This window comes from Sporolactobacillus sp. KGMB 08714, from assembly GCF_036598985.1.
Classification (GTDB): Bacteria; Bacillota; Bacilli; order Bacillales; family Sporolactobacillaceae; genus Sporolactobacillus.
The window spans coordinates 1-13,383 of the sequence record NZ_JAUUBW010000030.1; the positions used below are offsets into that span (position 1 = coordinate 1).

Genomic DNA, 13,383 nt, shown 5'->3' on the forward strand with positions numbered 1-13,383 from the left:
TCGGTCGTTAGGCGCTGTTTTTCGGTCACCGCAGGGAGTTTATCGGTCATTGTCGGCGCTTAATCGGTCTTCAGCAGATACACCTGGTTTATCAACCGCAACGGGGAGTTTATCGGTCGTTAGGCGCTGTTTTTCGGTCACCGCAGGGAGTTTATCGGTCATTGTCGGCGCTTAATCGGTCTTCAGCAGGTACATCCGGTTTATCAACCGCGACAGGGAGTTTATCGACCGCTGCGGAAGTCATGGATCGCCGGAAACGCTCTCCGTCTTTCAAGGGATTGACTGTCTCAGGAAAAGTCGATCATCATCCGGCGGCACAGCAGGAAAATGAGCTAAAGGGATATTCACATAATCAAAAAATAAAGATGGGATTTTTATCAATTCATCTTTAACAGCTTAACGCATCCAAAGAATATTAATAAACATTTTTGAAATTCGCTAAATAACATATGAAATGCCCGAACTGCGGGCAGGCATACCTATTGATGCTGGGTAAACATTTTCCATCATCATTTTTGTACCCGTTGTTGTAAAAGCAATATACAATACGCTTATAGCGATAACTATTTGAGCTGCTGCTGATACAGAAATTGTTCTGAAATATGAGCATGCAAACAGTAAAATAGCAACTAGAGTTATCAAAATTTTCAATATGAAATGAAATTTTTTCATCATTAGCCTGCCCAAATCTATTGAAAATGTCTATTACTGATGCCTCTGAGGCTGGCTGTCGCGGGACCAACTGATAGCCAGCAAACGTTCAGACTAAATCCAATGCCGCCTAGTACACTCATGGCAGCTCCTGAAGACGAAACAATCGGAGCTGCAAGTGGGCGTGGAATCTAAATACCCCAAGTGTGATTCCTGAACCTAGATATATTACCCCGATTGGTCTCACCCATAAAAATCAATGGCTGTTTGTAAAGTGGGTGGATAGATTATTAGAAAAGGCATATGCGTTCGGATTTGAAGCAGGCAACAATTCAACTGTGTTAAGGTTAATGGTTCTTTCTTTATTCTGGATTACTTTTTGATCGTAACATCTTATTAATGAAAAAGCTGTCGGATTATGGGGAAAATCATACATTTTAATCCGTTCATTTTTCTCGCGGTGTCTGGAAGACATCGATATAAGAATAATCTTTTCTTACAAATCATTTCGACAAAGGCCGGCCACGGCCCTTGTCATTCCGGCCCTGAGGCAAGGTTAATTTCCTGGACAATTTCTTTTTTTGAGGCGGAGAATGGGGAGGTACAGTATGATCTGAAAACACGGAGAAAACGGTGTTCGATGATGTAAGTCCGACTTCTAGTGTCCCTTTGAAAAAATTGATCGTTTTTTAGAAATCCTCAAAATCGCAGATTCCATGCGTTTTTTTAGGATTTTAATTTTATAGCGATTGATGTCTTTTTATAACTTTGCCAGCTGAGAACCGGCTGATTGATCGACTTTACAGGTTCTGTGCATCTTCCTTTTCAAGAAAATGCCTGCCGAAAGGAGTGCCGGCCTGAGATTTTACCGTCCGTATCTCATAGATAAATCTTTCCTTGTTACCATTGCTCGGAATGGCATTGAACCCGTACTTTGAATCGTCGTCATCTTCTCACAATCTCAAATACTTCACTTTTTTGCCAGCATGGGTTGATTCATCGGCTTTTCCGGCTGCCAGCGTTTTAGAAACGGACAAAAGAGGAACACGGCAAAGGTGATTGCGGCAATTGCGTCAAAGGAAGCGCTGAAGGCCGGCCCGGATGCATCATAGTGGATGACTGACAAGCGCCATCCGCCGGCCCGGATCAATCATCGCGGCTGACTGACAAGCGCACTTTACCGCCCTGAATGAGTAAGGAAGATAATCATTTAATATAATGACAGCCAAACAAGATTTAAAGGAACACTGCTGCCTCTTTGGGCTTGCGGGGCATTTTAAAATCCAATTGTTTTTAAACGGGACGTGCATGGTATCATATTCTTGTTTTCAATTTTTTTTGAGCTTACACTAAAGATGTTCAAATAGAACTGACGAAAAGGGGTACCATTATGGCAATCAGAATTGGAATCAACGGATTTGGAAGAATCGGGCGACTCGCCTATCGCCGTATCCAGGAAGTCGGCAAAGAGCTGGAGGTCGTTGCCGTCAATGATTTGACAAGCCCGAAAGTGCTGGCCCATCTCCTGCAGCATGATACGACGTTCAGACGGTTTCCCGGTGAAGTAAAAGCGACGGAAGATTCCATTGTCGTGGACGGAAAACCGATTCGGGTCTATGCGGAACGCAATGCGGAGAATATCCCGTGGGCCGCTGAAAAAGTGGATATTGTCATCGAATCGACAGGATTTTATACTTCTGAAGCTAAGGCCAGCGCCCACCTGAAAGCAGGTGCCAAAAAGGTCCTGATCTCCGCGCCGGCCGGAAACATGAAGACAATTGTTTACAGTGTCAATGATGATACACTCACGGCGGATGATAAGATTATTTCGGTGGCATCCTGAACCACCAATTGCCTGGCACCTATGGCTAAGGCCATTAACGACAGCTTCGGTATCCGGCTCGGGACCATGACAACGATTCATGCCTATACCGGTACGCAAATGCTTGTGGACGGACCGCGCGGAAATAATTTACGGGCTGCAAGAGCTGCGGCCGTTAATATCATTCCTCACACGACTGGCGCTGCCAAAGCGATCGGTCTTGTCATTCCGGAATTAAACGGCAGACTTCAGGGACATGCGCAGCGGGTTCCCGTTATTGACGGCTCAGTCACTGAACTGGTCAGTGTCCTTTCCAAACATGTCACTGCAGAAGCAATCAATGCGGCTGTCAAAGAAGCCACTGCGGGCAATGAATCCTTTGGCTTTACTGAAGAAGAAATCGTGTCTACGGACATTATCGGCACTGACTTCGGCTCCGTCTTCGATGCAACGCAGACAGAAGTCAGTACCTATGGAGACCTGCAGCTTGTCAAGACAGTGGCCTGGTACGACAATGAACATGGTTTCACGTCTCAAATGATTCGAACGCTGAAAAAGTATGCCAGTCTGTAATGGCCCCTTCACAATGAATCTTCATATGGAATGAGCATGCTGCAAAATTAAATAAAAATGGGCCAGCAATAAGAGGCTCTGAGGGCACTGCCGGCACAAGCGCCGGCCGGTGCCCTTTTAATTCTAAAATCTTTTTCGGATATGCCGTTTCTATCCGGGATTACCGGGAAATGATAGCAAGGTGTCTGTAAATCCGCGCCAATAAAGGATTTCCGGTTAAGCGTCTCTGCTTCGTGCTGTTGCTGAAAAAAGCCTTAACATTAGGCTTTTCCATGACCTTAATATAAAAACACGGGAATGCAGGTTTTATTTTCCCAACTGCCGGCGCAAGGATAAATTGATAACTTTTTTGATTGCCGAATTGTGGGCATTGAACAAATGCATATTATGATAATCCGGGCATGCTCGTTCCCGCACAACGTTCTTCGATCATTTGCCTGATTCCGGTTCACACATTGAGTAAAAACATCTCCAATGAATCTGGAAAAGTTCGGGCACTGCATCATTTTTTTCTTGAAAGATTTTCAGATTTCAAAACGCAAATCCCTCACTATTATAAACCGGCCTGTATCAAGACACTGTGCATTGCTATTTCAAGTCGATATGATCACGATTGTGTTTGGCAGGATACGATGAATTTCAGGTCTCCAATACTCCTGCCCTGATCCTCTGTCCGCCGTGAAAAGGTCTTTTGCTTTCAGAACGGAGAATTACAGAAGCCATTGAACGTCTGGAGGGGCTGACCGCCATGTCATCACGATTGTCCGCGTACGCTTCTTAAGCGGATTTTACGGTCCCGCCCGACGATAAATGCAAGAGCAGTCAGCAGGACGGCACAGATAAAAAGAAGAATTTTTGCCGCTTGCCAGCTGCCGGATAAATCATGAATGTAGCCGGTGATTACCGGAGAAACGGCGGCCATGAGATAGCCGACAGATTGCGCCATTCCGGAAAGTTTAATACTTTCTTCTGCCGTATTTGTCCGCAAATTGAAGAGAGAAATGGCGAAACTGAAGGAAGCGCCGCTGCTGAGCCCGATCAGAATCGACCAAAGAAGTATCCAGTGCCCGCTGAGCAGGCCGCCGAAAGCAATCACATATAACACGCCGGTTGACACAGCAAGCTTTGTCTGTCCTTCTGATCGGGCTGCCAGAATCGGCGCCAGAAAAGAAGTCGGCAGGGAAATAAGCTGAATCACCAGCAGCAGCAATCCGCCCTGGCTCATTGACAGTCCCTGTTCGTTCAGCATGGAGGGAAGCCAGGCCAGCACGGTATAAAAAAGGATTGATTGAGTGCCCATATAGAAGGTCACGAACCAGGCCAGACCGGATCTCCAGATCGAGCCCGCCGGTTTTTCGTCTCCTTTTTCCTGTACAGATTCTCCGGATCGACCAATTTCCTCGCGCAGGAGAGGGAAGAGGGCAATGAGAGCCAGTACGGACAGCAGACACCACATCAGCAGACTTCCCTTCCAGCCCAAATGTCCGCCTTCGGCAAGCGGCAGGCTGAAACCGGAGCTGAGCCCGGCCCAAAGTGCCATCGAAACGAGATAGACTCCGGTCATTAAGCCGGTGCGCTGCCGAAACCGATGCTGAATAAAACTCGGAAGGATCACATTGCCTGCTGCGATAGCGATTCCGACAACTGCTGTCCCGGCCAGCAAACCGAAAATGCCCGGCACTAAAGAACGAACGAAAATGCCTGCAGTCAGCCCGGCCATGCTGAGGAACAGCGTGCGGATCATTCCCCATTTTCGGACAGCTGCGGGTATGACCGGTGCAATAAATGCGAAAGCAAGCATAGGCAGCGAAGTCAGCAATCCGCCAAGCGTTCCGCTTAGTCCGGTGTCCTTCTGGATTAAATCGATCAGAGCGCCGACAGCGGCAAAGGGGGCCCGGAGGCAGGCCGATACGAGTAAAATAACTAAAAGAAAAAGAATCCATTTTTTCTGACGTTGTTTTTTTACCATGCTGAAATTTCACCTTCCTCCGGCAATTATTTTATTTTCGCGCAAAGAATGCACGCCTATAATGTCTGAAGCGGCCGTCCCCCCGACTGCATAAAACCAAAATCTGAATTCGTGATGCTGGACTTTGGCACGGTTTCGGGCCAGCTCCTGGCTCGAAACAGCCGGCGGCGCCGCGCCGTGCTGCCGTGCTTGCCTCACTCGAGCTGCTGCCCGGGTTAGCAATCAAGAGGTTCGCGGCCTTTTCTGTCATTGCGTTTTTCATCTGCGACTCTTATCCCTATTTGTAATAATATATTGTATCGCAAGTTTTGCAACTCGCAGATTCGTTTAGTATTATGGGGCCGGTAACACTCGATCCTGCGCAGATTGGAATCCATATTAAAGAAAGAAAGGAAGATCGCGTCGCGTCGATCATAGGTATCGGTCTTGCTCATTAATTCCTTCTCTTCTCAGAATTTTGCCGGTGCCATCATTTCATTAAGGAAAACAAAACCCCCAATGCCCCCTGGAACCGGACGTCTGGGGTGGGAAAATGCTCTGAATTTCCGCGGCAGAAAGGAGTTGGAATTTGATCATACGCGATACGATAGTTCTTCTCGATTTCTCCGGTCAGCGAAACGAAATCTCTGTTTAATGATTTGGAAAGCGACAGATCATGAAGAAGCTTCCGCGGGTCCCCTTGATACGTTTCTGGAAACAACAGTTTGACCGGCGGCAGCCATTGCCTCTTTTTCCGCCGCGGCTCCATCCTCGAAGCTTTTCCACATATCGGGCCTGGCAGCTTCCGCCGCATGATGGCGCCGCAGGCAAAAAATAACCGACAGCCGCGCAGACGGTATACGCCTAGATATTGTCATAGGCCGGTCCCTGACAGCGGGCCGGGCGCCGATAAAGCACCTTTGATCGGCCAGTGTTCGTTTCTCGTAAAGCTGGATGCTCCCCGTGGTGCACGATTTTGAGCCGCGGCCGGTAGCGGCATACTTCCCGGAGACCGGCAGTCAATCAGTGGCTGTGTGCCCAAATGGCCTGAATCAGATCCTTGCAGTTTTATCATGAAGAACATCTTCATCAATCGTTTAAAGTATATAAACTTCCGGTTAATCAGGCGGTTTATGGAAACAATAAGTAAATAATGAGACCAGCGGTAAAGGATGATTATGTGATTTACATATATAATGATTTTGGTGGAACGCACACGACAGCATTAGCAGCGGCTTATCATCTAAAGATCATACCCCCTGGAGGTCGCAAATTAACCAAAAAAGAAATTTTAGCGGTGCCATACTTCAACAAGCTAAACTCATCGGACATGGGTAAGTTTATTTTTCACGGAATTGACGATGATGGGAATCCCGTTTATACGGTTGGACGCGGTGCTTCAAAACACATGATAACGGCTTTTAACAATCTAAGTTTATTGTTACATGAAAAATATAATGGCAATGAAAAAATTGTTTTTTCCAATACATCGCCGACTGTGCCTTTTGCCATGACAATAGGCGGATTATTTTCCCGATGGCTGAAAATAGATTTTATCGGAGTGCCGCTTTTAGTGCTTGGAGCAAAACAATGTTATCGGAATGTGATTCGGCTTGTTGATTACACCAAGAAATCCGGTCATGCCACAGAGGAAAAGGTACAAGTATTATACAATGATTCGTTTAAATAATTAAATTACCGATCACGGGTCTTTTTGCTTTGCGGCAAAAATCAGGCGGACAATCCTCGGAAAGTGACAATGATATGCTTTGGGACATTTCTATCGCTCAAAGGGGATATTAAAAAAGCTTTAAATGCTCATACCAAAGTAAAAGGCGCCGGTACACAAGGTGAGCCAATGTTTAAAAATATCGTGAAATACATTCGGAATCAAAAGGCCGGGGGCTGACTTTCAGAAACCCGGCCCTTATAAACGATGATGCAAAGTGATTTTACATTCTGAAAATTTTTTTGCTTTTATAGCTCTGCCGGTTATAAGACCGGTCGTTGAACCGGACTTTATTTCTTAATGAAATGTGGCGGAACTTTTAGGTTTAATAAAAAACCCGTCATTAACGGCCATATTTTTTTTAATCGCGCGCCTCCCCAAAATAGGAGCCTGTTTTTTTATCGCATCAGTCTGTCCAGCTCAGTTTCCTCCTGCGTGCGGCAACTGCTTCCGATTTTGGCATGGCCGTTGTTTGGACCCATTTTGCCAGCCGCGCCAGCCGCTATTCCTATTAATGATAAACTTTTTATGTTTTTATACTGATAAATTCCGGTCAGGCGGTTCCGCGGTGTCCGAAGTTATTAAGCTCATTTTCTATAAAACTATACTCGCGAATCCGTCATTCCGTTCTCTGACAGAGGACGAATAAATCCCTGCAATAATGCCCGCTTTTTGCGGAATGCCTGCAAACGCATGTTGGAGAGAAAAGATATATTTTCTGTGCGGAGGCCCTATTTATCAATCATCAGTACGCTCTGCATCCGGTTCATCATCAGCACAATCCGATCGTCTTCCCCGTGGATCAGCGTCCAGGTAATAAATGTCATGGCATTGGCCACATAAAGGCCGGCCAGATAATCGGCGGGAACGTGTACGTGTTCGTTCAGCCGCTGATCCATGATTAATTTCAAAATCTGTCTGTGCAGGATCGTCCGGAATGCGGCGCTTAAGTCCGCATGTTCTTCGTGGACATCCAGGAGGCAGATAATCGCTTGCCGGTTCGTCTCCAGGTGGCCGGCCAGCTGCTGCATCACTCCGGTAATATCTTTTTCATGCATTCGTTCATTGATGTACTTTTCAAAATCGTCGGCAAAGCGTACGACCATCTCTTCGAGCAGAGCATATTTATCCGAATAATGCCGGTAAAAAGTACTGCGGCCGATCAGCGATTCATCGCATAGCTGCTGTACAGTAACTTCTTTAAAAGATTCACTTCTCAATAAAGCAATCAGTGTATCGGCCAGTAATCGTTTTGTTTTAATGACACGCAGATCCGAATCGTTCACGCGTCCGCCTCCCGCCGCCATTTTCGATCAATTTGTCGCTTATGGTATTCATTGTACTGCTGTTGTGCCATATGTGCCATTTGCCGGATTTTTAACTCTGGCTTGCCTGCCGATATCGGGTAATAATAGTCAGTGCAAAGGGGGAATTCAGCGATGTTTCAAACTTATTTGGAGAATGAACAGTTCAATTTTCAGATGAATCGATTTCTTGAGCCCTATTATGAGGATAGCGCGATTCAAGAAACCGTCCGCCGGGCGGCGGCTCAAATCGTTGATACGGAAAGTTGGTACGAAACGTGGACAGCACTTGCCGGACAGGCCGATTCTGATCACCGGTATGGTCTGGCTGCTTCTTATTATCAACTGGCTGATTTTTACTTGAGTGAGGATGATCCTCGGAAACGGGCGGTGTACGGAGAATTCAGGGCGAATTTTTATCAGACGGTCGACCGTTCCGAACTTGAATTTTCTGCGGTTCCTTATGAAGGAAAGGCATTGCCGTGTGTGCGGGTCAGCCGGCACGGTGCAGAGAAAACACTGCTGTTCCACGGTGGATTTGATTCGCGGCTTGAAGAACTGATCAGTTTCTCAAAGCAGCTGGATGCCCTGAAAGAGTATAATTTTATTATGTTTGAAGGGCCGGGACAGGGTGAAGCAGTCCGGGCCGGACTCGCCCTGACGCCGCAATGGGAGAAACCGGTGCGCGCCGTACTGGACTATTATCGCCTGGAACGTGCCGATCTGCTCGGCATGTCGCTCGGCGGCTACCTGTGCCTGCGGGCGGCCGCCTTTGAACCGCGCATTGAAAGCGTCGTCGCTTATGATATCATGTACAGCGCGTTTGACTCCCTGACAATGAAGATGGATGCGTCCGGCAAACAATTGCTCGGCGGCATCAATACGGAAGCCGGAGCGGTTCTGATCGATAAAATATTTACAAAAAAAGCGGAGACAGACGTCGATTTAGCGTTTAAACTGAAAAAGACATATGATATCACGCATACAGACCGGCCGTCGGAAATGATAAAGGCCGTCATGCAGTATACTCTCGACGGAATTGAAGATCGGATTACTCAGGATGTGCTGCTGCTTGCCGGCACGCACGATCAGTTTGTCCCGTTTGAGCGTTATAGCCTTCTCAAGCAGCGTCTGGTCAATGCGCATTCAGTGACCGGCGAAGTATTTGATGAACGTACGGGCGGCGAGCAGCATTGCCAGATCGGCAGGAAACAGCTGGCTTATGATGCAATTATCCGCTTCCTGCAGAGAAAATAAGAAAATCCAATGTTAGTGTTTGCTGACTGTAGTTAAAGGAGGGGGGACAGATTCATGAAACCGATACAGCCAATGATATTAATAAGGATGGAAAATGCACTGCTTTTGGTGCTGACTTTGTACGGCTATTTTTCTGTTTTTCATTATTCATGGGTCTGGTTCCTGATTTTTCTTTTAGTTCCGGATATCAGCGGGATTGGCTATTTGATTAATCCTGCAGTCGGAGCCTATTGTTACAATGCCATCCACGTGCTGTTTCTTCCGGTGCTTCTTGCGCTGCTTGGCCTTTTTCTGACGGATGCGGTTTTGATCGGACTGGGCTTCATCTGGTTGAGTCATATTTTTCTTGATCGGACAATCGGTTTCGGTCTGAAATATACGGACGATGCCCGGCATACCTATGGATGAAGAATGAAGCGGGACTGAGGATAAACTGTTTTTCATGTAAATTGTTAATCCATCAATCAATGAAATATGGGACGGCTTCGCAAAAGATCTGCGGCGGGCTCCCGAGTGCGGCCGCCTGATGCAGAATGATCTGAAACTCAATAGCACACAATAGGCAAGGCAGCACCCTGTCCGGCATAGAAGGGCGCTGCTTTATCGTTTGTATGGGAATCGGAAATCCGGCTGGAAAAAGAAACGTGCGCCAAAAGTAATATATTGCGTTTATTCATTGATTTACAAAAAATTGATTCCGGACAAAAAAGTCCTTTTCTGATAATGAATCAGCAGCGTCGGACGATGTATAAAATCGGTAAGAATGAAGAAAGAAACCGAAAAGATATAGAATGGAGAAACTTTTTAGTTATGTTGACTCAGCCGGGTCCAATTTGGATTTCGGTGCGAATTTCCAACGATCCGGAACGAGTTTCCGGCGATTCGGAGCGGCTGTTCTGTATTTCGGTGCGACGGTCTCATGATTCGGTGCGTCTCAAACCGAATTAGGTGCGACTGCTCTGGTTCGGTGCGAGTTCAGCCCGATTCGGAGCGGCTGTTCTGTATTTCGGTGCGACAGTCTCATGATTCGGTGCGACTGCTCTGGTTCGGTGCGAGTTCAGCCCGATTCGGAGCGGCTGTTCTGTATTTCGGTGCGGCAGTCTCATGATTCGGTGCGACTGCTCTGGTTCGGTGCGAGTTCAGCCCGATTCGGTGCGTCTTTCCCATGATGGGGTTCAGCTTTCTACACTTGGTCGAGCTGTTGCACAGGTTCCGTTTATCACGCAGTCGTTCATGAGCGTAAAAGGCTTTTCTATAATCAATCTGTTCATCAGCCGTGTCAGTAAATGGCTGCATGCGTAAACAGCTTTTTTTAATTGACCGCTTATTTTAACAAAAAACTGCTGATTCGTGCCGGCAAACATTTTTATCTGTAGATATCATCTATCGACTTTTCGGCCTTCCCGCTTGTTTTCTTCGCGGTAACAAGGAGCAGAACGGCGAACTCTACGTCTTTTAGACGATAAGATTTTATTGTAGCAGCAGCCCATGGTTAATCCGGGACGTTTGGTTCTGATCAGATTGTGCTGAAGCTGATCGAAAGTTTCTTCACACCGGACTGATGAAAAAAGGAATTTTCTCAGCCACAGAACAGCGGTGCCGCATCCTGCAGACTAGGCCCGTCCTCCGCAGAAAGCTTCGTCTGCGCCGGAGGCCTGGGGAAGCCAGGTTTTCTAGCGGCTGCTCATCAGTTAAAATTTCTGGCGCAACAGGCTTCTGATTGTTCTCCCGTATTTTCCGCGAAGGGCGACAATGAAAAGGACGACACCGATCGGAAGCAGCGCAGCATACTGTATCAGGTGAAGCAGCAGGCCTGCCGACAGTGCCGCACTCTCGCCGATTCCCAGCCCCGCAAGGCCGATTATGACTCCGTATTCAAAAAGGCCGACAGCGCCTGGCGAGGCAGGTATGAGGTTGACAATGTTTGTTGCGGCGAAAACGGCAAACGACATACGTAAGGACGGAATAAGGTGGAATCCGCATGCGACAAGTCCCAGCCATGTTGCCAGAAGGAAAAGAACCCACGATAAAATGACCCAATACATCATTTTCAGCATGCCGACATTTAGAAATTCATTAAAATAACTGCGGAATAAAGGTACAAAATAAATAACGGCCAGAGATAAGACAATGAAGAGGATACATAAAAAGAAAAGAATCCATAATGCCCTGACTAATCTGTGATCCCTAAAACCGGAAAAGGGGACGGCAAGCAGCGATAACATTATAATGGCAATAAAATCCGCCAAACTCGGTATGATCACCAATTTTGTCCGGCGCAGCGGACTGTAATCGCCCGGGAAAAAAGCGAAGCGTAATCCGTCACCGATATGCAGCGGCAGGACCATGTTGGCAGCGTGTCCGATCCCGACGATTTGGAAAGCGGTCATGCGATTAATGTTCGGGTCGATACCCAGAGTATAGCCCAGACTGCGCGCATAATTGGAAAATATGTTGATGACAACCGAAACAAAGGCAAGAAACCAATTGATTTTTATATCCAATAAATGGTTCAGATCCAGGCGGCCGAGTGCTCTGAATGTATAATCAATAATCAAAATAGTGACAACAATACCTACTATTAATTTGAGCTTTGTCTTTGTTGACATTCAACTGCTCCCTGGTGAAACCTTGTTTTTGCGATGGATGGATCGGTTCGAAACAACTGGCTTTAATTTTCATCTCTAGTATTGATTATAGTACACAAAGCGAAAGCTTATGAAAAAAAGATTACGGCGAGAGACGTCCTGAGCGGGACGTTTCTGCCTCTGCTCACAGTCTTTCAATTGTTTTTATAACATCAGAAAAATTATCTAATGATCTGCCGGAAAATCAGATAAGTTGCCGTCGATCATCCGGTACGGCTCAGCCGGAGATGTGCCGGGACCGACAAAAGCGGCAGGAACATCGTGGATTCGATTCATACGACACGGGGCAAAAAGGAGAAGCCGCACGCTCAGGCGATTGGGCGATCACGCGATTCATTGTTTTCTTTCGCTGTTTGAATGAGTAATTTAGTGATATCGCGGGCAGCTTCCGGTTTTCTGAACCGATACTGATTTTTAGAGATTTGAATCAGCTTTTCGCCATCGTTTTCCAATAGTGATGTCATCGTGTCTGGAAGTTTTCCGATGTCCGGGCAATAGACGCCTAAATGGTGTTTTAGCACGAACTGAGGATTTTTCTCTTCCTGTCCCCTCAGTGCCCCGGTTATGATGACGGGTTTGCACAGATTGACCGCTTCCATTAATACGTTGGGGCTTGCCCGCAGGATCAGGATATCGGCTTCCATCATCCGCTCTTTGACTTCTTTGATAAATCCGTAGATCGTCACTCTGTTTCCAATGTACTTTGACAAATATTTCTCCATGAATTTTTTTAAAGCCGTGTTATGGCCGGCAATAATCGTTACGTGGATGTTTTCATATTTTAACAACGTATTGGCTATTTTCAGCACCTGAGTCGATCCCTGACTGCCGCTGATCAGAAGAACGGAAACATATTCTTTGTTTTTACGATGCCAGTGAGGTTCAGGAAGATTTAAGTCACAGAAGGCACTGCGGACCGGAAAACCAGTCAGATACAAATGATCTTCGGCAATGCCTTCTTTCAGCATACTTTGTTTCACCTCTTCGGAGGGGCAGATGATATATTTTGCATCTTTATCCACCCAGAGATTTGTGACATTGTCCAGATCGGCAATCAATGAGATCACCGGTATATCCAAATCAGCCCTCTTTAAAACTTTTATGATCGAACCGACAAAAATGTCATGGTCGGATACGATTAAATCAGGATGAAAAGCCTGGATCTGCTCCAATAAAGATTTTCTGATGTTCTGGGCAACGGCCTGATTGACAAGTGCTTTAAACGGATTGCTCAGCCGATAGAAAAATCCCCACAAGACGGGAATTTCAACCGCTAAAAAGTCGTAAATGCGGCTGGGAAAACGGAGAAGCCAGTTGCCAAGCTTAAATCCGTCAATGACTGTAAACTGCATATCCGGGGAAAGGAGCACAAGTTGTTCGATCAGCGCTTTTGTGATACTTTTATGTCCGCCGCCTGTTTTTTCCGATGAAATAAACAGAATCTTAGTCAC

At 46.5% G+C, this 13,383-nt stretch carries 8 protein-coding genes and 1 pseudogene; 4 read left to right on the forward strand and 5 right to left on the reverse strand.

The window, feature by feature from the left end:
• Positions 1 to 438 precede the first annotated feature (438 nt).
• Entirely contained in the window at positions 439 to 672 is a 234-nt protein-coding gene (locus tag Q6A92_RS13410) for a hypothetical protein (RefSeq protein ID WP_332238406.1), read from the reverse strand.
• 1,369 nt (positions 673 to 2,041) lie between these two features.
• Here Q6A92_RS13410 and gap point away from each other — a divergent pair.
• Positions 2,042 to 3,046: pseudogene (gene gap, locus Q6A92_RS13415) on the forward strand (type I glyceraldehyde-3-phosphate dehydrogenase).
• Between the two features lie 754 nt (positions 3,047 to 3,800).
• Here gap and Q6A92_RS13420 read toward each other — a convergent pair.
• Positions 3,801 to 5,015 (reverse strand): CynX/NimT family MFS transporter, encoded by a 1,215-nt coding sequence (locus Q6A92_RS13420; protein WP_332238407.1) that lies wholly within the window; start codon positions 5,013 to 5,015, stop codon positions 3,801 to 3,803.
• Between the two features lie 1,159 nt (positions 5,016 to 6,174).
• Here Q6A92_RS13420 and Q6A92_RS13425 point away from each other — a divergent pair.
• The gene (locus tag Q6A92_RS13425; RefSeq protein WP_332238408.1) at positions 6,175 to 6,684 is read left to right on the forward strand and encodes a DUF3189 family protein; all 510 of its coding nucleotides are present in this window, start codon (positions 6,175 to 6,177) and stop codon (positions 6,682 to 6,684) included.
• A gap of 770 nt (positions 6,685 to 7,454) precedes the next feature.
• Here the strand turns inward: Q6A92_RS13425 and Q6A92_RS13430 are convergent.
• Positions 7,455 to 8,009: a TetR/AcrR family transcriptional regulator gene (locus Q6A92_RS13430; RefSeq protein WP_332238409.1), complete on the reverse strand. Its 555-nt coding sequence runs from the start codon at positions 8,007 to 8,009 to the stop codon at positions 7,455 to 7,457.
• Between the two features lie 153 nt (positions 8,010 to 8,162).
• Here Q6A92_RS13430 and Q6A92_RS13435 point away from each other — a divergent pair, with 153 nt between their 5' ends.
• Both Q6A92_RS13435 and Q6A92_RS13440 read left to right on the forward strand, forming a co-directional pair.
• Positions 8,163 to 9,284, forward strand: coding sequence for an alpha/beta fold hydrolase (locus tag Q6A92_RS13435; protein WP_332238410.1), 1,122 nt, complete (start codon positions 8,163 to 8,165; stop codon positions 9,282 to 9,284).
• Between the two features lie 54 nt (positions 9,285 to 9,338).
• Positions 9,339 to 9,692, forward strand: a complete 354-nt coding sequence (locus Q6A92_RS13440) for a DUF4260 family protein (protein WP_274401955.1) — start codon at positions 9,339 to 9,341, stop codon at positions 9,690 to 9,692.
• A 1,283-nt stretch (positions 9,693 to 10,975) separates the two neighbouring features.
• Here the strand turns inward: Q6A92_RS13440 and Q6A92_RS13445 are convergent.
• Both Q6A92_RS13445 and Q6A92_RS13450 read right to left on the reverse strand, forming a co-directional pair.
• Entirely contained in the window at positions 10,976 to 11,893 is a 918-nt protein-coding gene (locus tag Q6A92_RS13445; protein ID WP_274401956.1) for a lysylphosphatidylglycerol synthase domain-containing protein, read from the reverse strand.
• 347 nt (positions 11,894 to 12,240) lie between these two features.
• Positions 12,241 to 13,383: an MGDG synthase family glycosyltransferase gene (locus Q6A92_RS13450; protein WP_332238411.1), complete on the reverse strand. Its 1,143-nt coding sequence runs from the start codon at positions 13,381 to 13,383 to the stop codon at positions 12,241 to 12,243.